This is a genomic window from Microbulbifer sp. CNSA002 (genome assembly GCF_047324085.1).
Classification (GTDB): domain Bacteria; phylum Pseudomonadota; class Gammaproteobacteria; order Pseudomonadales; family Cellvibrionaceae; genus Microbulbifer.
This window is the reverse complement of sequence record NZ_CP172449.1, coordinates 4651640-4673228: the sequence shown is the minus strand read 5'-3', so window position 1 is coordinate 4673228 and position 21589 is coordinate 4651640. Positions and strand designations below refer to the sequence as shown.

Annotated in this window: 13 protein-coding genes; 7 read left to right on the top strand and 6 right to left on the bottom strand. The window is 48.3% G+C overall.

What is annotated here, in order from left to right; genetic code table 11:
* Positions 1-447, bottom strand: coding sequence for a CBS domain-containing protein (locus ACG1BZ_RS20610; protein WP_413663453.1), 447 nt, complete (start codon positions 445-447; stop codon positions 1-3).
* 550 nt (positions 448-997) lie between these two features.
* Between ACG1BZ_RS20610 and ACG1BZ_RS20605 the strand changes: the two genes are divergently transcribed.
* Together ACG1BZ_RS20605 and ACG1BZ_RS20600 are read left to right on the top strand one after the other, a co-directional pair.
* Entirely contained in the window at positions 998-1474 is a 477-nt protein-coding gene (locus ACG1BZ_RS20605) for a DNA binding protein (protein WP_282931121.1), read from the top strand.
* Between the two features lie 169 nt (positions 1475-1643).
* Complete coding sequence (locus ACG1BZ_RS20600; protein WP_413663452.1) at positions 1644-2207, top strand: SixA phosphatase family protein; 564 nt, start codon at positions 1644-1646, stop codon at positions 2205-2207.
* Here ACG1BZ_RS20600 and cobB read toward each other — a convergent pair.
* The 3 genes from cobB to selD all read right to left on the bottom strand — a co-directional run bounded on the left by cobB (position 2204) and on the right by selD (position 6907).
* A complete protein-coding gene (cobB, locus tag ACG1BZ_RS20595; RefSeq protein ID WP_413663451.1) occupies positions 2204-2914 on the bottom strand; it encodes a Sir2 family NAD+-dependent deacetylase in 711 nt (236 codons plus the stop codon). The genes ACG1BZ_RS20600 and cobB overlap by 4 nt on opposite strands.
* A gap of 195 nt (positions 2915-3109) precedes the next feature.
* Positions 3110-4417 (bottom strand): NAD(P)/FAD-dependent oxidoreductase, encoded by a 1308-nt coding sequence (locus ACG1BZ_RS20590; RefSeq protein ID WP_413663450.1) that lies wholly within the window; start codon positions 4415-4417, stop codon positions 3110-3112.
* Positions 4418-4624: 207 nt separating this feature from the next.
* Positions 4625-6907, bottom strand: a complete 2283-nt coding sequence (selD, locus tag ACG1BZ_RS20585; protein WP_413663449.1) for a selenide, water dikinase SelD — start codon at positions 6905-6907, stop codon at positions 4625-4627.
* A gap of 258 nt (positions 6908-7165) precedes the next feature.
* Here selD and ACG1BZ_RS20580 point away from each other — a divergent pair, with 258 nt between their 5' ends.
* From ACG1BZ_RS20580 to ACG1BZ_RS20570, 3 genes are all read left to right on the top strand, one after another.
* Positions 7166-12364 (top strand): DUF748 domain-containing protein, encoded by a 5199-nt coding sequence (locus ACG1BZ_RS20580; RefSeq protein ID WP_413663448.1) that lies wholly within the window; start codon positions 7166-7168, stop codon positions 12362-12364.
* Positions 12365-12753: 389 nt separating this feature from the next.
* Positions 12754-13161: a GFA family protein gene (locus ACG1BZ_RS20575; protein ID WP_413663447.1), complete on the top strand. Its 408-nt coding sequence runs from the start codon at positions 12754-12756 to the stop codon at positions 13159-13161.
* Positions 13162-13453: 292 nt separating this feature from the next.
* The gene (locus ACG1BZ_RS20570) at positions 13454-13759 is read left to right on the top strand and encodes a hypothetical protein (protein ID WP_282931129.1); all 306 of its coding nucleotides are present in this window, start codon (positions 13454-13456) and stop codon (positions 13757-13759) included.
* Between the two features lie 72 nt (positions 13760-13831).
* Here ACG1BZ_RS20570 and ACG1BZ_RS20565 read toward each other — a convergent pair whose 3' ends face one another.
* Entirely contained in the window at positions 13832-14632 is an 801-nt protein-coding gene (locus ACG1BZ_RS20565; protein ID WP_413663446.1) for an ABC transporter permease, read from the bottom strand.
* Positions 14629-15234, bottom strand: a complete 606-nt coding sequence (locus tag ACG1BZ_RS20560; RefSeq protein ID WP_413663445.1) for an ATP-binding cassette domain-containing protein — start codon at positions 15232-15234, stop codon at positions 14629-14631. The genes ACG1BZ_RS20565 and ACG1BZ_RS20560 overlap by 4 nt, the downstream gene beginning before the upstream one ends.
* 698 nt (positions 15235-15932) lie before the next feature.
* On the opposite strand from ACG1BZ_RS20560, the gene ACG1BZ_RS20555 reads away from it, so the two are divergent.
* Both ACG1BZ_RS20555 and parC read left to right on the top strand, forming a co-directional pair.
* Positions 15933-18980, top strand: a complete 3048-nt coding sequence (locus ACG1BZ_RS20555) for a hypothetical protein (RefSeq protein WP_413663444.1) — start codon at positions 15933-15935, stop codon at positions 18978-18980.
* A 303-nt stretch (positions 18981-19283) separates the two neighbouring features.
* The gene (gene parC / locus ACG1BZ_RS20550; RefSeq protein WP_413663443.1) at positions 19284-21533 is read left to right on the top strand and encodes a DNA topoisomerase IV subunit A; all 2250 of its coding nucleotides are present in this window, start codon (positions 19284-19286) and stop codon (positions 21531-21533) included.
* Positions 21534-21589: the final 56 nt, after the last annotated feature.

Sequence of the window (21589 nt, the reverse complement as noted above, 5' to 3'; positions counted from 1 at the left end):
TCAAGCAATAGAATCGTCTACCGGCTGGGCCAACTCCGCCATAAACCTGCTACAAAAGCGCAAAATATCAGTCACAGTTACAATTCCAACCAGCTCGCCTTCCCGCATAACCAGTACCGAGCCAATGCCTGTATCCGCCATAGCTAAGAGAATTTTATCTAACGGGTCGTGGATATCTGCAATAAAGGGACGTCTGGCACATAGGTCATGTACATAAAGTTGCTGCTCTTCTAAACGGTGTCCCGGTGCATTGGCTCTTTCGATATCCCCTCGGGAAATGACCGTCTCCAAGTCGCCTGCACGTGTTACCGGCAGGTGGCGTACTTTGTGCTCCTCCATCATTGCCAGAGCATCCTCTACCGTGGCATTGATATCGATATGGTAGGGAAATGGCGTCATCAGAGCGGCCAAAGTCGGTATATGGTGGATATTATTGTGAGTGGACATAGTATGATCTGGGTATCCAATTGTATTTGGCAATATGCTCGATTACCGTTACACAGCGACTAATTTGCAATTGACGACTGTAGCTACAATATAGCTAATTGCGCTCCCTAGGGATATCCTTTTAAGATTGCAGATATGGCCGCCTTTGTTACACTTTTTAGCCCTTATTTTGAATTATTCCTATTATATTCAAAGGTAGGGACACAAATGGTTGATATTTGCCGGTGAAAGATTATTATTCGCGACCTCAGTCGAAAAATATAATCAGTGATTCGGAGTGTTTGCCGAACCGAGCTGAAATCGGCTAGTTTTTAATAATGTATTTGCCGAATATACCTAACACCAGAACTACACGATGTGTAGTGGTATCTACTCATGTATATCGGGCAATTCATAATATGCCGGACTAAACATCACTAAATTGCTTGCCATTGGCCAGCCATGATGTTTGTTGATTTTTTACACGGTATATCCGAAATAACAATCTGTGTCGCCCAGCGCCACAGATATATCTCTGTGTTTTTTAATAACCGTCGTTGAGGTTTATTGAATGTTTCAGGAATACGAACAACTTGAACAACAAATCGCCGAACATCAGGCAAGAATCGAAGAGTTACAAGAGCAAATGGCTCAGGCTGAACGCAAGAAAGATGGCGTAATTGCCTATGATAAAGCACTGGTAAACCTTGCTGCAGAATACCACATGGATGAAGAGGAATTCTTCGTTGCCCGTGGCCAGCAAATCGTTGAGTGGTTGGTAGCACAGCTGGGTGATGAAGATCCTGCAGACTACGTACAAACCCTGAAGGCTCGCGTTGCCCGTCACCTCAAGAAGGAAGGTGACAGCCCCCGTCGCGGTCGTCGTGCAGCACCGGCAGCAAAGGCAGCAGAGCCCAAGCTGGAAACTGGTCACTATCGCAACCCGTATACCGGCGCTACTGTTGAAAAGAAAAAGCGTAATCCTAAGGCCCTGAGCCAGTGGATTGATGAGTACGGTCTGGACACCGTAAAAGAGTGGAAAATCTAATTCTGGATGACCACTAATTTGATGCCGGATATCCGGCATCAAATATTTTTTCAAAAATCGTTCGATTTTAATTCATCGCATTATTTGGCATTTTCGCCGCATCCTCTCTTTACTTACCTTATTATATTCAGCATATGTCTGCCCCGTTATTTACCTGGGAGTTTATACTGTGCTTTCAAGACTTAAGTCGTTTATTTTCTGTACACTTTTTGTTCTGGTTGGGGCTTCAAATTGGGTTTTAGCCGACTCTTCTGAGTCTCAGGTTATTTACTTAATACGCCATGCAGAAAAAGAGAAAGGGCCCGGGGTGGGTCGCGACCCTCATTTGACTGAGGCGGGCCAGCAGCGTGCTCGGCAACTCGCCTATATTCTTGGGGGAGTGGGTATAGATGCTATCTATAGCACTGACTACAACCGCACCCGGGAAACGGTTGAGCCTCTGTCAAAAGAGCTGGGGCTTGAAGTGGAAATTTATAACCCCAGAGATTTAAAAGAATTTGCTAACTCTTTGCAGCAGGCAGGAAATCGGATTTTAGTGGTTGGGCACAGCAATACCACTCCAAAACTGGCGGAATTGCTCGGCGGTGAAAAAGGGCGACCCATTCGAGAGGCCAGTGAGTTTGACCGACTCTATATCCTTGTGCGTGATAATGAGGGGGTAACCACTTTGATACAGCGCTATGGCCCGATGAAATCCTCGCAGACAGAAAATGCAGTTTCAGAGTCACCTTAATTAATAATTTCTTTTATAAAAGTATCGACTACCTGTGACGCCAGTCCGTGGCGGTGTTCCTTGAAGGCATCGCCGACACTACTGCGCTCCAGGTTCAACTCTATGGTGTGAGCTCCAGCCTGATTGGCACATTCGACAAATCCCGCTGCTGGGTAGACGTTTCCAGATGTGCCAATGCTGATAAATAGGTCGCAATCGGACAACGCCTGATAGATAGTCTCCATTTCCAGAGGCATTTCTCCAAACCAGACCACATGGGGGCGAAGGTTTCCCGCCTGCTGACAGCAACTACAGGTATCAGTTATCGAAAGGTCCGAATCGAGGGGATATAGTTTTCCGCTCCTACGGCATCGTGCTTTTAGTAGCTCTCCATGCATATGAATTAACTGCTCACTGCCCGCGCGCTCATGCAGGTTGTCAATATTTTGAGTAACCAGTAAGTAATCCCCTTGGAATTTCTGTTCCAGTTCGGCCAGGGCGAGATGGGCGGGGTTGGGATGGATATCTGCAGATAGCAGCTGCTGGCGGCGTTCATTGTAAAATCTATGTACCAGTGCCGGATTGCGATCAAATGCCTCTGGCGTTGCGACATCTTCCAGGCGATGGTTTTCCCACAGGCCATCGGCACCGCGAAAAGTACCTATGCCAGATTCAGCTGAAATTCCTGCGCCGGTAAGTACAACAATTTTTTGATACTGTTTTTTCATTTTATATTTTCACACAAGGGCTTTGCCTGGATCTACAAAGGAGCTCGCATTCAGCTCAGAGGTCTTAATTGATGGGCTGGTCTGATTCATAATGTTACCGCCCTGGCACTTCCATGTGCAGGGTTTATTGGTAGTGCTATTAGTTAGTTTTGCACTAACTGTCTAATATCCCCTTAGCTCCATGGGATCGATACTTTAGTGCATCTTGAGCTTCGGCTTCACAAACCGGTTCGCCTGCCCGATTAGGTAGAGCAGCATAGCTCTCGGCCAGCCGTGGATTGCCGCCAAGTGCATACGGTAGAGTGAGCGATAGGCAAGGCCAGCAAGGCGTCCTTCTACGGTAAGACTGCCTTTAACCAACGCCCCCATCAGGTTGCCAACGGCAGTGTATTGACTGAGGGATACCAGGGAGCCTCGATCGCGATAATAAAAATGGTGCAAAGGCCTATCTTCAAATAGGGCAATAATATTATCGCCAACCAGGGTAGCCATTTGCTGTGCTGCCTGGGCGCGCGGAGGCACTCGCTGGTGATTGCCGTCAATGCAACTGGCGCAGTCCCCCATGGCAAAAATCTTTGCGTCAGTTTGGGTCTGCAAGGTAGTTTCCACTTCGATTTGATTGAGTCGGTTGGTACTGAGGCCATCCAGTTGAGTGAGAAATTTCGGAGCCTTGACGCCGGCAGCCCACACTCGGATAGCGGCTGGAACTTCCTTGCCACAAGACGTGGTGAGTCCGCTCTCTGTTGCAGCTGAAATATGATGGCCGGTAAGAATATTAACCCCCATCTTGGCCAGCTCGCGTTCAGCATTATTTCCAATTCGTTTTGGTAGTGCTGGGAGTAGGTGATCACCCCCTTCTATCAAGGTGATTTCCATCGCATTGGGACGAATGCGTCCATAGTTGCCAACCAACTTTACAGCATCCACTAGTTCTGCCGAGAGTTCTACACCCGTTGCCCCGCCACCAACGATCGCCACTTGCAATTTATCGTCAACACGGGTTTCTAAACGCAGGAAACGGTTGAGAAGGTTTTGGTGAAATTTTTGTGCTTCATAACTGCTATCCAGGAAAATACAATTTTCCCTGACGCCGGGAATATGAAAGTCGTTACTATGCCCGCCGATACACAGCACCAAATAATCGTATTCCAATTCCCTCGCGGGTACTAACTCGCTACCGTCTTCATCATTAACGGGTCCGAGCTCAACTACCTGTCGTTCACGATCCAGAGATTGCAGGCTACCCAACTGAAATTCATAGCCGTGAATGCGGGCGTGCACCTGATAATTCAGTGCATCCATATTGGCATCCAATGCGCCGGAGGCAACTTGGTGTAGCAGTGGTTTCCAGAGGTGGGTGCGATTTCGATCGACCAGAGTAACTTGTGCAGCGGGGGACTTGCGGCGGCGCTTAAAGAAAGGGGTAAAAGAAAAATATTGACCGAGCCGCGTAGCCAAATGCAGGCCGCTGGCACCGCCGCCAATAATGACGATCTTTTTCATAGGGGTCTTCCTGTCGATTGCTAAAAGCCGACTCCCCAATCTGTGAAGACCTTTTTTGGTATCGGGAAATATGTCACCGATGTTTTTTCTAACGCCAGTATGTCGCGCTGAAAGACAGATGACAAGTTAATAAAGTCGGTGAAGGCCTCTCTCAATAGAAATCATACAAAGCTCATAACCGGCTGTTGTTCCGGTTTCGCAAAATCCTTAAACCTGTCCTGGTACAGTCTCGTTGTCCTGTGAAATTAGCGCTCGCCAGTCTGCAGACTTGCGCAAGTGTACGCTTACTTCTGGATTCTGTGCGTCTGTTACTACACCGATAATTGACGCCTGGGTGTAACCGCGTTCTAGCAGTGCGCCCACGCAGGCTTCGGCCTGGTCAATAGGAACAGCAGCGAGGAGCCCCCCGCAAGTCTGTGGATCGGTAATCAATGACCACTGTGGCAATGGCTGCCACTCCTGGGGGTTTTCGACAAAGGCGTAGGCATTGGCATTTTGCGGTTGCAGGCTGGATAGCCATCCGCGCTCGATACAAGTGGCGGCGCCGGAGATTAGCGGTAGATTCTCAGCGATCAGTGTCGCGCTTAACCCTTCAGGGCCGAGCATTTCCAATAGGTGACCCAGCAGGCCAAAGCCCGTGACATCCGTCAGCGCATTGGCGTTATGACGGGCAAATATCTCTGCGGCGTCGGCATTGCTATGCAACATGGTTTCCAGCGCCTGCTGCAACCATAGGCCTTTAGCCTCTCCCGCGCCCTCTGCTGCCAGGATAGTGCCTACTCCCAATGGCTTGCTCAGGATCAAGCAGTCTCCCCCGCGGGCACCTGTTTTTTCCAGGAGTTGCTCCCGCTCGGAAAATCCATTGACGGTTAAGCCCATTAGCATTTCAGAACCTTCGGCGGTATGCCCGCCAGATAGGACACAGTGGTGTCGGTTCAGCTCGTGGATGGCTCCTGCAAGTAACTGCTGTAGGTCTCGCCGGGTAATTTCCTCTGCAGCCGTAGGCAGGGTTGCAAGGATTTGTGCAGTGGCGGGTCGAGCATTCATAGCAAATAGGTCGGATAGGGCGTGCAGAGCCGCCAGGCGACCAAATATCCATGGATCATCTACAGGTGCACGCAATTGGTCGGAGCTCTGCACTAATAAATGATTAGCCGGCAGGTCCATAACTGCGGCATCATCACCGACGCCCTTTAACAGGTATTCCGAATGCTGATCCGGAAGGGTCGCCAGCGTGCGGCGCAGGATATCGGCTCCAACTTTTGCGCCACAGCCATTACAGCGCATAGGAGATAGAGAAGAGCCTGAGCGCTGGTCGACGATGTCTTTGGTTTTGGCAGTGTGATCAGCCATGTCCATTGGCAGCTCACTGAAGCGTCGCATAAATGTGCGGTCGATAGAGTCTTTCCATCGCCACATCAGACCGCTTGCAGCGGCGAAGCCATTTCGAACTGCCACAGCCCGCTTGCCACCACAGGAAAGCAGGCTGAGAAAATCTTTTTGTGGCCGGTATTGTTTTAAGCGGCGTCCGGTCAGGGAGGCGCGCAGATTGTGAAATAGAACTGGCCCCTGGCGAACGGCGTAAACTCCAGCCTTAGGTAGAGGTTCTGGGGCGAAACTGGCCACATCACCAGCTGCAAAAACGTCTTCCCGCCCCTGGGCGCGAAGTGTTTGATCCACCACCACAAAGCCTTTGTCATCGAGGGATAGGCCCGAGTTGGCCAGCCAGGGGGGAGCACAGGCATTGGTGGTGAGTATTACCTGATCGAGGGGCAGACAGTCACCGCTCCCATTAACGACACCCTGTTCGGTAATTTCATTAACGTTCCAGTTATGGTGTAACTGAACCCCTAGCTCTTGCATCTCCTTTGAGACTAATTTGCGTGCTCTGACTGGATAGCCCTGGGGAATTGCTGCGGCGCCATGAATCAGGTGAACCTCTACCTGCTTTTTCTTAACGGCGCCTTGTAAAGCGTGAGCCATTGCCATCGACAGCTCGCAACCTCCGGCACCGCCGCCGACAACTCCTAAGCGAAAAGGTGAGGTGTTTTCACCAACCTGTTTTTGCAGCTTTTGCCAGAAACGGTAGAAATGCCCGATAGGTTTTACCGGGATTGCCAATTCGGAGCCCGGTAACTCGCGGGCGGGAGTCGCGCCGACATCCAAAGAGAGCAGGTCGTACTCTATGGGAGGTCTACCCAATAGGGATACGGTGCGATTATCGATGTCAATTTCGTGTGCACAGGCCTGTATAAAGCGGGCACCAGCGGCCCGGCAGAGTCTGGCAAGATCTATATGAGTGTCTTCCAGGGAGTAATGGCCTGCAACCATTCCGGGCAACATACCGGAGTAGGCGGTTTGCACTTGGGGAGAGACCAGGGTCAGGCGCGCGCCTGGCAGAGGGTTCATGGCCCACATTTGCAGCACAATAGCATGGCTATGGCCGCCGCCGACCAAAAGGATGTCCTGGTAGTTTGGATGCTCCTGCATGTCTACTCACTGGCTGGGTAACAGAAAAAATGAGAGGCGGTAAGGATACTGGCTTCCCAAACTTCCGCGCCGCGCAAATACACCCCTGGATAAATAGTAGACAGTTCGCATTTGACTGCGAGCGAATGGACGACGCAGCTGCTTATTATCGCGAATAGCAGCGCCAAGGCAAAAAAATCCCCAGGTGCTGGTCTTTACTGTATGGGCCTAATTGCAGTTGTAATCTGCATAAAATTCATTTTCTGGCGCTTAATTCTAATGCCCCCAGAGCCCGCTTCTCAGAGTGCCTTTTTCCGCCGCTTAATCTGGTGGCTGCTAGCTGGGCTATTGCTGGTGGAAGTTCTTCACTGGTGGGCAGCAAACTGGGTGCGGGTAAAAGCTGGCGACTGGATGGAGGAGCGAGGCCTTGAATTCCATGTGGATCATTTGCGCGTATCGCTGCTGAATCTAAGTGTTATAGCGATTGATGTAAAAGCTGAGAATCGCGAAGGGCGGGGATTCTCCGCTCATGAGGTAATGCTCGATTACAGCTGGTGGCAATTGTTATGGGGACGAGCTCATTTGCCCAAGGCATCGGTGAGCGGTGCCTATATGGACTTGCAATCTTACCCGGGTGAACTGTACCGGGAGTGGGAGGTAGGTGGATGGAATCTTGGAGGTGGAGCGCGGCAGGATCGCGATTTCAGGCTGCTTATCGGTCGCGCCCAGATACGAGATAGTGAACTTTGCTACCTGCACAAGCCTATTTGGAACCAAGCTACCTGCGCAGCCATCGGCAAACTCCAAACCGATAAATTCACGCTGGCATTATGGCGCAAAGGTGATGTTCCCCTGAATGTAGATATTGCTATTGGGGATTTACAGGTCGGTGACTTATTGGCCTGGGAGAGAGGGAAATCACGATACAACACGGTGATAGGCAGCTTGAAAGGAACTCAGGTCAATTTTTCCTGGCCGAGCCTCAATACAGATCTTAACAAGTTTACTGCGGAATACTTTATAGGATGCCCGCCACAGCGTTGGGCCGATGCAATAACAGGGCTGCAAAGCCTGATTGGACATTGCGCCTCCGCCCGCCGGCTTGCCGCAGAAGGCGATATGAAATTCGGGTTTGGCCGCAAGGCTCGTGCCCAGTGGCGGCAGCTCAATGGTGAGAGTGTTGTACTGAGGCACAGTGATCGCCTTTGGCAGGATTGGCGGGCCGGGGTTATTAGCATCAGTGAGTTTAATTTTGAACGCCCGAAAAAGCGCTTGGGATGGAGGCGAGGCTTTGCCCAGGCATTTGATTGGTGTCCACGACATCTGCGTAACGCCAACTCCCACCTGTGTCTGCGAGCGGCTAATTTAGACCTGCCGGAAAAAACGGTTTTCGACTGGAACGATCGCTTAAAAATAAATACAGGGGCCAGTTCAATTAATCGGGGCTACCTCTTGGATATGGCTCGATCTACCAGCCATCCCATCAGGGCTAATAATGGTGTATTTGGTCCTCTTCAGTTTTATGCCAAAACGCGAATATTATCTTTTGCCCATCTTGCGATAGAAACAGCCAATGGGTGTGTACCGGGCGGTCTGTGGAAGAAGCCCGATCACTGTGTCTCTATGGTTGGTCTCAAAAGTACAGAGGAATTTGCCTTTCAGTTCGGCTCTGCTGAACACAATATTGATTGGGGGCTTTCTAGCGGTCCTCTGCAATTGGCTCAATTTTCAATAGGTGCCAGAGGCCGTCCCAGAGCTAAACTACAGGACCTACGCTGGCGGGCCATTGATACAATAGGTCGTAACGGCCCGCTATCTGCTCAGGACTTTTTTATCCAGTCACTATCAGGGTGTTTGCCGCAGGACTTTCTCCCCTCGGATTGGCAGCCTTTGTGCGCACGTTTGAACAGCTTTTCAGGGCAGGGACATTTTGCCTGGCAGGGAGGTGAAGATGGCTATGCCATTTTGGGAAAACTGCGCCTTCACCGATTACTTCTAAATGATTCCGCTGGTGCAGGAAGTGGCTTACTGATACAGCAGTTTGAAAGTGGCGATAGCTTATTTAAAAGAAAGGTTACAAATAATCCTTGGGTGGCGACCAGTCAGTTACCGGGTATTCCTCAAGGAGTTGGTGATGATAATTACGGCACCGAAAAAGGAAGACTGGATCAACAAAATATTGATGCGGATAAAAATCCTGACGACTTAGGGCTGGCCACCATAGAAAACCCAAACCTGGAAATAAAAAACCTTGTTTTGAAGAAACTGGCTGGCTGTCTCAATGAAGGTTGGAAAAGGTTATTTTATCGCGCCAATAAAAACCACGAAAACCTGCCAGTTTGCTTTGATATCCACTCATTAGAGCAAAGGGAGCCGCTCTTTATATCTTGGCAGCAGGGGATAGATCTCTCTGTAAAAAAAATTTCCGTGGTTAGTGCTGAAGCGAAGACAAAGGGAGGCAGGAAATTATTTGACTTAAAAAAGATAGAGCTACCCCTTGTCAGGCTAAGGCATAGACGTACACCAGACTCTGAATCTTATATCGCTTTGCCCGGTGCAAATGCTGAGCAGTTGAGTGGCTGCTTTCCCGGCGGTAGGCAAGTGAGTTCACTAAATATTCACTGTGTAGATGTTGAGCGCCTTTTACTGGGAGATTACTCCTTCGTTTATTTCAGCCAACGCAATCTAATTGCCAATATGGATGACTCAGCAATTCAATCCGTGCAGTTGAAAAACCTGTCTGGCGAGAATGTTTTTGACCTTGGGGGTGTACTTATACCAAAGCTAGAGTTGCTATGGTCCCGGGAAAAGCCTACCCAGTCAAAAATTGCATTGCAGGATGTTGCTGCTGACAGAGTAACCTTGTGTCTTCCCTGGCTAGCAGAGGCGTATAAATCGATACCGACCTGTGTATTTGGGCAAGATATCCATTCGGTAGGGAAAAGCGGTTGGTCGATCGAAGAAGTGGAATTAAAGGAGGACTTTGAAACTGTACCCATGTTGCAACTGGGGCGAGTATTCACGAAGAGAACGTCTTTTTCCTCCAATACTCTCGATTTTTATGGGCTCAATATCGATGATGTTCTGCTTTGTGGGTTGAGATCTTATTCTTCTGAAAATAATGAAGATATGGGTCTTGCTGATTGCATTGAGACCCCACAAATAAGCTTTAGTGATTCCTGGGCAAAATTGGGTATAGATTCCGACGCCCCCCGCTTGGATTTAGGACCGTTAAAGAGTAAGCCTATCGCGTTTTGGCAAAAGGGTAGCGGCTATTTAGAAGCCGGTGTCCAGAGCTTGAGTTGGAGTCGATTTATCTGGGATAGCGGTGCAGAGTTCTCAGTGTCGAATCTAAGCTTGCAGAATATCCGGGTGTGTACGCGGGATACGGGGCTTGCAGTAACTGTGGATAAGCTGAGTCGGGCCAGGGCAGGTGACTCCCACCATTGTTTTGGGGTTGATAAATTATCCATGCCGGGATTACAGAAAATCAAATTGTCACACCCCTGGTCAGTTCAAGGTTCTGTAGAATTGGTTGGGTTATCAATACCCAGGAAAAATTTGGGCCCTCTGAAAATACCAAAATTTGAAATTGATAATATCTCCTTGCAAGGGGAATCTTTGGCGAAAGCCTCTGGTGCGAGGGGATGTATGCCAGGGGGGCTATTAAAAGACGAAAAGATTGCGCCCTGTTATGAATTTGGGGCCTTTAGTATTGGCAAGGCAGAAGGTATTAATGGCTCTAGCGGTAGGCAGCTTATCCTTTCTGGGATAAAAATAAGTAATGTACAGTTGCATGAGCAAAATTTTCCACAGGAATTGCCACTTAAACTTTTATCCGTATCCGGTATGGGGGCCGGGCACTTAAATATCAGTCGGCAGGGAGTTGACTTCAAGGATTTACAGTTTAAGGAAATTGCAGGATGTTTTCCCAGTGGTTATCTGGATCAGGGAGATCATTGCTTCAGCTTCTCGAGTTTAATGCTGGAGGGAAACTACCGCCGTGGTCAGGGGGCAGAACTCGCTGTTGTGAGGGTCAATGGCATCACTTTACTTTCACCCTCTGGGGAAGAGTTAGTGCACGGTGAGAGCATAACCTTGTCGCACTTGCTCTTTACCGATACCGAGTGGCGCTTTGCCAGTGGTGAGGCAATTCACTTTCATTTTTTTGAGAGAAACCCGGATAGTTTGGATTTTGATCGCCATAGATGGATGGCTGATTTTAAGTCCCTGTGGGTTGAAGGTTTGAGCTACTACCGCCCTAAGAAAACACTCACTGTTGGTTTTATCGACTTTCTGCGCCCTCGATTTATTCTCTTAAGGGATTTATCGGGGAAGTTTCCGGTAGCCCGAAAAATTAATGAACTGCGAGGATTTGGTGGTATTGACACATTTGCTTTCAGGGAGGAAGGCAGCCCACCGCTACTATATCATCTCGGTGACCTATATCTAAAACACGGCACTTTTAGTTGGGTAGACTATCAAGATGAATTCAGGGCCCGCTTACCGGTCCGGGATATCAACTTTAATCTCAGTGATTTAAGTAACTTAGCCGAACACCCCCCTGCGGTGATTGTTGTTAATGGAAGGCCTGGCGGATTTGGTGAGGTTCAGATAGGGGGAACTGTAGATTACTTGGGAGATAAAAAGTGGAATGCTGATCTTACCGGATATCTCACCAGCGTAAATTTGATACCTGCTACGCCTTATATGGCCAAGTTGTTAGGTTACAAAATCCTTCAGGGGCAGGGAGATGCGGTAGTTAATATTCGGGTATTTGAAAATGAACTCAATGGCTTTGCCGATATACGACTGGAAAAACTAAAAGTTCGCCGGGTGCGGAAAGATGATCAGCTACCGGTGAAGTCCACGCTGATTCCCTTGAATATTGCTCTATGGTTGCTAAAAGACGGGCGGGGGGATATCAAGTTTGGCATGCCTGTTAGCGGCAATATTCGCGATCCCAAGTTCTCCTTTAGTTTTGTATTTAGTGAGTTGCTACAAAAGGCAATTATAGATGCCTTGATAAGCTATTTGACTCCATATGGCGTTTATTTGTTGGCACGTTATGCCTGGGGGCGTTTCAGGGCGAAATCATTTGCGTCTATTGACTTTGAGCCTGGAAGTGCAAAATTAACTAATTTAGCACTGACACAACTACAGCGTATGGTCTTTGTTTTACTCAAGAACCCTGACGCACGGCCAGGAGTATGCGGTATCTCTAATGCCCGGGACTGGCAAGCCCTGTACCCCTATTCCATGGCAGGTATGAGCAGAAGCGGAAGATCCCAGGTTGCTTTTTACCAAAACCCATCTCTGGAACTTCGTGAAGAACTTGAAAACTTGGCAATGGAGCGAAGCCGAAATGTCGAAAAGTATTTGATTGATGCGGGAATAGAGGCTTCAGAATTAATCCCTTGCGCACCTGACTATATTGGTAAGGATTTTGGTGATCCAAGGGTGGAATTTTCGAATTAGAGTTTATTTAAAATAATTCAAGTAATGTCTGGTTACTGAGTGGGTTCTCTCGGGGAATATATAAGTTTGCCTGAATCCCAGTAAATAAGCGTTAATGTTACTTGATAAGGTGCACATATTTAGCTGTCTTGAAAAATCATAGGATTTTCATTAACTTTTTAGATATTAGGATGAGTTTAGTATGGTGAGCTAAATAATCAGTGCTTTATTGTTTGTTGGCTGTTTATTGCGGAGTGATTATTTCTTGGGAGGTTTGTGCACTATTTCACATTGCGATATGAAGCTTACGATATTGCTGATTTTGATCAATGGCTGATTAGTTTTCTATGGTAGATTCCACTCCCGATTTTAATATTGATTTTCTGAAGTAAGAAATACTTAGGTAAAAAATGACTCAAGTACACGGAAGTTGCCTCTGTGGTTCAGTGACAATTAGCGCATCTTTGCCCTCTTCAAATCTGGGGGTTTGTCACTGCGGTATGTGCAAAAAATGGGGCGGTGGTCCTCTGTTGGCGGTGGATTGTCAAACCAGTGTTGAGATTACCGGTGAGGAACATGTCAGTGTATTTGATTCATCAATTTGGGCTGAACGGGGTTTTTGTTCAAAGTGCGGTTCGCACCTCTTTTATCGCTTAAAGGAAACTTCCCAGTACTCAGTACCTGCGGGGATCTTTGATCTTCCGGCCGAGACAACAATGACCCATCAAATCTTTATCGATGAAAAGCCGGATTACTACGAATTTGCCAACGATACCCAGAAGATCACGGGGCTGGAGATAGTTACTGAGTACTCATGATAGTGAGTGCTCGCTATCTCTATGGGGATCTTTTAGTCAAGACGGAATATACGCCCGGGATTCACTTTAGGGTTACTATAGCGTCCTAGGGCTGTATCGCCGCTTCCCTCAATGGTGATTTCAGCTTAGATGGGTACCAAAAGGGTCATCTGTATGGGTTTCGCTCACTGCGGCGGCTCTTTTAGCATCTTTGCGTTGGTATCCGGATGTCTCGTTCTGGAAGCACCTAATCTTTTAAGGTGCCGAGAGCATTAAGATGTAATCGGAAGGTAATACGGACTGGCTAAATTCCATGACTGAAACCCAAATTGTAGAAATTTTCCTGGCCAATCAATGGTGGTCCATCCTGGCGTTGGTGGTAATTGTAATTGGCGTAACTTTATGCTGGTTTGGTGGCCTGATGGCTGCGTTGACGGCCTTGGGTAACAAGCGCTGGGTTTGGGGGATTGTAACGATCGTCCTCGGGCCGATTACCGGCATTCCCTATGCATTGCGTTACAAAGAGGCGGAATATGCCCGATCGCTGATGCTGCGGGGAGTATGGGCCTTGCTGGTAGGTCTGATTATCGCCGGGGCTATCTTATTCTTTGGCCGTTAAAGGTTAATAGAGCGCTGGTTCTCAGGTGTCCAGTGCTCTCCTTCCTTCGATCGAATCATCTCTCCACAGACTTTAGACATTTTTAATCAGGCGATCAGTGCGCAGGCGCTCCCGCTTATCAAAGAGCTGCCTTGAGGCCAGGGCAACGGCGAGAAAAGTGCCGAAACCGGTGCCTGATGCAATCGCAAAAAGAATCAGGATTTGATATTTGACGGCAATTGTAGGGGAGGTGCCTGAGAGAATCTGCCCTGTCATCATTCCCGGCAAAAATACTATCCCAGCGGCAGCCATGGAATTAATTGTCGGCATCAATCCTGCACGCATCGCATCCCGCCGAAACTCCAGGCTGGCTTGTTGCCAGGTATGCCCCAGCATCAAGCGATTCTCAATAATATCCCTGGAGCGGTGCATACTTTCTGTTAGACGGTCCAGGCTTAGGGCAACACCAGTCATTGTATTCCCCAGCAACATACCTAAAAGTGGAATGGAATACTGGGGTTGGTACCAGGGAGTAGGGCCAATCAGTACGGCCAAACTCAATATGGTGATACTGAAAGCGGACACCAGCATTGATAAAGTGCCTACGGCAAAACTCCAACCACCGAGCAGGCGATACTTTTGTCGGGCTGCCACTTGCTGCCCAGCAAATAGCAGCATTGCCAAAGCCAGAAGTCCCACCCAAAGTAGGGTGCCAACTGCAAAAAGGGTTTCCAGTACCAATCCTACCAGAGTGAGCTGAATAGCCGTGCGTAGAGCGGCAACAATTAACGATCTACTTAGTTTTAGTCGCGCTACATGAGTGCATACGGCTAGAGCCAATACCAACCCTGCTGCCAAAGACAACTGCCACCAGGATAGGTCGATTACATTCATCGACGGATCTCCTGTTCTTTCAGTTGATTATCAACAATGGCCAAGTGGCGGTGAGCTACCCTTCGAATCTGCTCCTGGCTATGAGCTACCCAAATCGTAGGCAGCTCGTGCTCCTCAATGAGACCTGTCAGCCATTGCTCTACCTCTTGCGCGGATCTGCCGTCTAGGTTGGCCGTAGGCTCATCTAGAAGAAGGGCTTGAGGTTTGTAGGATATTGCGCGAATAAGAGCCAGGCGCTGCTTTTCTCCCGAAGAGAGTCGATTTACTTGCCACTTTACTGCATTTTCAGGAAAGCCGAGAAGTTTAAGTGCATCATTCATGGGGGTTGCGAAGTGATCGCCGACAGTTTCTTCCCACCAGGCAGTCTGCGCGGGAACCAACATCACTTGGCTTCTCCATTTGTGTGCCGGGTAAGAATTTTGAGCTTTACCACCCAGGAATATATCACCTTTGTGAGATTCCAGATCTGCTATGGCTCTAAGCAATCGGCTTTTGCCTGAACCAGATGGCCCAGATATGCAGGTAATTAGGCCGGGTTCCAGGGTAAAACTTGCGCCCTGTAAGGTGCCGATAGAAAGCTCTTTGATTTTAAGGTCCGGCATGGATAGCCCTATAGATATTGGATACCAATAATTATCTCCGCATTGGTGCTCTGAGTGAAGTATTTATAGCTCTATTGAATGTTTATAATTTCTGCGTGGATAAGAAACCTTCATTTGGTTCTATCGTTTAAAAAAAATATCAATATAAGAAATTGTATTTCTTGCTTAATAAGGAACCATGTTGAGAAAATTAATTATTTTTCTGATGTTTTCCTATAGAGTTGTGACCAAAATATGATTATTTCTTATAGGCACTACTTTGAGTTGTTCAATATAGCTGAATCGAAAATTTTATGTTCTAAGGCTATCCATTATGGATTTTATGAAAATCATGTTTATAGTCAGGATAATATAGGTTTTTATGTGGTGAGTTGTTGAGTATTAAATTAAGTTTGTGGGTTGTGCGATATAAGTTATAGATTTTACATTTTTCTTAATGATGTTTCTCGGGCTATACGAGAGTCCTTCTGTAAATATATTTAACATGTATATCTGCCTCTGCTATATGCGAATTTATTTAATTAATGAGTTTGGTGGTAATGCGGGTTGGTGGAAAATTTTTGTTGTTGAATTAAATTAATTGCCATGTTAGAAAGCGTGCGAATTTTATCCTGTTGTATTGTTTTATTGCGGTGAACGTATGTGGATGGATGTAGCAGGCTAAAGGGATAAATTATAAAAATATAGGAAGGGAATAAATGAAATACTCGTCGAAATCGACAGCTGTTATGGGGCTGGCACTAGTTGCTGGGCTGTCGTTGCACTCTCCTGCTAGAGGCGAATCTGGAGTCACAGATAAGTTGTCTGGCAGTGAATTGATAGTTGCATCAAAACTAGATGGAGCTAATGCACTGGAGTTTTCTACTGGAATTGGTACTCAAGTAGAAAGTCAGCTACTAGTAGATGCTATTCGTAAGCAGCTTTATTATAACGAAGCTGATTCAGTAAGTGCTGAGGGAGAGGATCCGCAAGGTGGGGTTTATTCTCGCGATAATGCAGCATTCCGTTATTTAGATTTAATGTATAGCTTGGATGCTAAATCTGAAGAGGTTATTAATAGCTATCTTAGCAGTGTTTCTCCCAAAGAGTTTTCTGATTTATATGGCGATCCGGAGCGTGCACGTATTTCTGTTGCTGAAATTCTGATTTATGAACAGTTAGAGTTATACCCCGCGAATTTAGAGCTTCAACAGTCGTTGCTGGATCTTTATTACGATCGAGCGGTCGCAGAAATTGTTCACGCCAATATTGCTCTGGATAAGGCGCTGTCCAGTCGTTTGAATGGAGAGCTGGCTGCTATTGAAATTGAGCATGTCGGGAATGCCTTTACCCTGCTCAATAGTGCTTTCGTTGAGTATGTGGCTCTTGTAGAGAATACGCCCACTTATCTGCAGCAATTGACCAGTTCTCGGGGGCAAGTTAGCCCTCGATATTATGATTCCGTAACAAATACCCAAAACGATGTCGCCCCAGCCGGTGTTCTGCCCGGCGAGTACAAAGATATCACCTTGCTGTACCAGTTAATGGGTAATCTCGCGGCTGTAAAAGTACAGCAGGCAGGTTTATTGATAGAGTCAGACCAGCTTAACTCTTCCTTGTCTACTCAAATGATCGATGAGATTTTATCTCTGCAGAATACTCTGGTAGCCAAGGAAGCTGAGTTACGCACCCTATTCTCCGGCACTGATTTTACTGAAGTCTCTCCGCATTCCGGTTTACCTCAGGCGGTTGAGCAGTGGCATTTTCAACTTAATCAGTTGAAAAATGCTATGTCCTGGCTTACCGGTGATACCAACTTCCTCGGTATGTCGAAGTTGGCTGTGCCACATGGCTTTAGCAGCGATACACATTTTGATTCTTTCAATATATTGAGTGAGTTCCTCGATGGGGAAGACACAGGTTTTATTGTGCAGGCGGACAGTAGTCTTGCTACTGCCAAGTTGGATTATGATAACTACCTCCATAATGCCCAGGCATTAACAGAGGCCTATTCAGGGCGCCACCAACTATTATCTAATCGTATATATAGCCTGTTGGGTGCCACATTTATCGATAATTGCTATGAAAAGAGCTGTGTCTATGTAACTGATGATACCCGGAAAAGCAGTGAAGTAGCCTCTTGGTCGCGAAATGTAGCGAATATCCAAGCTTCAATGAAGCTAAGTCTTCAGCGACTAAATAACCGTTTGGAAACAATCCAATCGGAAGTGGAGCGCTTAGCACTGGATGCCGGTGTTGAAGATGGCTTTGAGCAAATAGTTCTGGATTACCGTTCGCAACAGGACTCGCTTGGTCTTCAAATGAGCCGCCTTCGCGAGAAGCAAGAAGCGCTCGAATCTCGTACCGTATTGTTCGAATCTTTGTCTACAGCCGCCCAGGACTATATGGATGGCAGCTGGGATGCTGTTAGTGAATTCGCAGATCGTGTGAATACGCTTAACAGCACCATTGATGCTTTGGGTGATTTTATTTTGCTGGAGGATGCGAATACTGCCCTGGCAGCTGAGCACCGTGTAAAACTCTACGATAGCAGCGGTAAAATTTTAGAAGCTGGTAGTCGTTATAGATTGGAAAGCCTATGGTTTGAAGTAAATGCCATTGTTCTGGAGCTTGCACAAAGTGAGGCGACATTGGTGCAGGAATCCAAGCGTCTGCCTATTATCTTGAATCAGGCTAATCGCATGGTTGCAGATATAATCAATGATGCTCCAGAACTAGCTCAGCGCTATTTTGCGGACCTGATTCATTCACGTCGAGTCTCAAAAGCGGTCTTGAAAGCGGCCAATGATTTCGATCAAGCACAAAAATGGCTTCTTTATACTGCCGAGGCCCTTGAGTACAAATGGCAAAGACCATTTGTTATTCGCAATTTAGACATTAGTAAAGAGTCTGTACTCCATCTGCGTAATGCTGAGGATATGTGGGATCTTTACGGTATTATGATGGATTTTGATTGGCCTGGTACAGCCGCTTTGCACCAGTCAACTGATACCTTTTCGATAAAAGAAGAAGTATTTGGTTACATCGATAATGTTAACGGTATTGCGCAAACCTACCTGCACCCAGATCCAAATCAACAAAGTGGTCCCCGCTTAAGTGCCCGGGAGGCTTTCCAAGAGCAGCTGAAATTACTAGCTCGCACTTTCGGGTCAGACACCTGGGTAACAATCGAGTTCAGCACGGTGAAAGAACCGGTTAGTGGCAATTTCTTTACCGGTCCGATGTTCCTTGAGGAGGGTGGATCGAGCTGTTTACTCGTTGGTGGGTCCTATATGGATAAGATTGAAACAATAGGCCTCAATATCCCCACCCTGTACAGTATCAGTGGTGAATCACAAACGCCTGCATACCTCACTTATGGCGGTGCTAGTGTTGTGCGGGACCGATTGCCTGGTTATGAAATAACCACTGATGACGGCGCTGCTGGCGTTGAGGGAGAGTTCAATACTTACAGTGCATTATTCTGGGATGCTGCCGGGCTCTCTCAGCTGGCCGCGGTTAACAATAGCTATCGTGTATCTATGAGTGCGGCTTTGGATGTATTTGGATCTGGAGCAGGCTCTATCAATACAGTTACGGATTTATTCAAAGAGCGCAGTGTTGCGGCAACAGGCTGGCGTTTATCCTTCTTATTAGAAGACATTTACGGTCCACTGGTAGATGTTGAAGCAATCAAGGATATCGAGCTGATTTTTGCGCATCGTCTCAGGTCTCGTAATTTCTCTACCTGTACGACCCCTTTGTAAAAGTCCTATTTCTTTGAGGGTACGTAAATATGAAAAGGGGATCGCGCAATTGCCGCAATCCCTTTTTTGCTTTAGTCACTGCGTTCCCGGCAGGAAAGGGGAGCCGGCACAAGGCCTTTTATTTACCTACTCCTTCCTAATGCAATAACTGAGTAGTACCATTTTGCATAGAACTAAAGCAGTTCGAGATTGAGGACTATGCCAATCCCCTTTGTCAGATAGTGCTTCATTACCAGCTCCCTTTGAACCTCCCGCCTCAGTCCGCCATAATCCGCCCCTTCCGAACAAAATAACGAGTGCTGTATGACCGACACCTCTGTTTATGAGGCCACAGAGCGCCTGCCGTTAAAGGAGTACACCGAAAAGGCGTACCTGGATTACTCCATGTATGTGATCCTGGACCGCGCCCTGCCGAATATCGGTGACGGCCTTAAGCCTGTACAGCGGCGTATCGTGTACGCCATGAGTGAGCTGGGCCTGAAGAATACTGCCAAGTATAAGAAGTCCGCGCGCACCGTTGGTGATGTGATCGGTAAGTACCACCCCCACGGCGATAGTGCCGTGTACGAGGCGATGGTACTGATGGCACAGCCGTTTAGTTATCGCTACCCACTGATTGATGGCCAGGGCAACTGGGGCTCGCCGGATGATCCCAAGTCCTTTGCCGCGATGCGTTACACCGAGTCGCGCATGGGTAAATATTCGGAAGTGCTGCTGTCGGAGCTGGGGCAGGGCACTGTGGACTGGCAGCCCAACTTTGACGGCACCATGGATGAGCCCTGCGTACTGCCTGCGCGGGTGCCCAATATTCTATTGAACGGTACCACCGGTATTGCCGTGGGTATGGCTACGGATATTCCCCCGCATAACTTGCGCGAAGTGGTCAACGCGACTGTAGAGCTGCTGGAAAATCCCAAGGCCACAGTAGAAGAGCTGTGTGAGCATATTCTCGGCCCGGATATGCCCACTGAGGCAGAGATTATTACGCCGCGGGATGATATCCGTAAGATTTACACCTCCGGTCGCGGTTCTATCAAGATGCGCGCCCTGTGGAGCAAGGAAGACGGCGATATTGTCATTACCGCGCTGCCCCATCAGGTGAGCGGTGCCAAGATACTGGAGCAGATCGCCCAGCAGATGCAGGCGAAGAAGCTGCCCATGGTGAGCGACCTGCGCGATGAGTCGGATCACGAAAACCCGACGCGCTTGGTAATTGTGCCGAAATCCAATCGGGTGGATATGGAATCGGTGATGAATCACCTGTTTGCCACTACCGATCTTGAGCGCAACTACCGCGTCAATATGAATATGATCGGTATCGACGGGCGCCCGCAGGTGAAGTCCCTCGATAAAATCCTGCGGGAGTGGCTGACTTTCCGCGCCACTACCACCCGTCGTCGTCTGCAGTTCCGTCTGGATAAAGTTGAGAAGCGCCTGCACCTGTTGGCAGGTTTGCTGGTTGCCTTCCTCAATATTGATGAAGTGATCGAAATTATCCGTACCTGTGACGAGCCCAAGCAGGAGCTGATGGATCGCTTTGAGCTCACGGATATCCAAGCGGACTACATTCTCGATACCAAGCTGCGCCAGTTGGCGCGCCTGGAAGAAATGAAGATTCGCGGTGAGCAGGCGGAGCTGGAAAAAGAGCGAGATACCCTCACCAAGACCCTGAATAGCGAGCGTCGCCTCAAGACCTTGATCAAGAAAGAGCTTCTGGCCGCAGCCAAAGAGTTTGGCGATGATCGCCGTTCCCCGATTGTGGCTCGTGAAGAGGCAAAGGCGTTTAGTGAATCCGAGCTGCTGTCTTCAGATCCCATCACCGTTATCGTTTCTGAAAAAGGTTGGATTCGCGCGGCCAAGGGCCATGAAATTGATGCGGCAGCGCTCAGTTATAAGGCGGGGGACAGTCTTGGTTTTGCCGCGCGTGGCAAGAGTAACCAGCCAGCGTTATTACTCGATAGTACCGGACGCAGTTACTCCATTGCCTCCCACACATTGCCTTCGGCACGAGGGCAGGGCGAACCCCTCAGTGGGCGTATCAATCCTCCCTCCGGTGCCACCTTTGAGGGCTTGTTGATGGGCCCTGATGAGCAGCGAGTGTTACTGGCTTCCGATGCGGGTTATGGCTTTATCGCCAAGCTCTCGGATTTGCAGTCGCGCAATAAGGCGGGTAAAGCCATGCTGACCCTGCCCAAGGGGGCCCAGGTACTCCCACCTCAATTGCTGGATAGTCTCGATGACGTCTTGCTGGCAGCGGTGACCACTGAAGGGCGCATGTTGGTATTCCCTGTGACTGAGTTGCCGGAATTGTCCAAAGGCAAGGGCAATAAGATTATCAATATCACTTCGGCCCGAGCTGCGGCCCGCGAAGAGGTGGTCATCGGTGTTGCTGTATTGAAGGGCAGGGACCAGCTGGTCGTTCACGCCGGTAAGCGCCATACCAAGATCAAGATCTCGGAGATGGATCACTATCGCGGCGAGCGTGGCCGGCGTGGCAACAAGCTGCCCCGGGGCTTCCAGAAGGTCGATAAGATCGAGGTTCTGGAGAAATAGACCCATCCCGGATGCAGGTCGAAAGGGCGGTCCTAGTGACCGCCTTTTTTAATGGG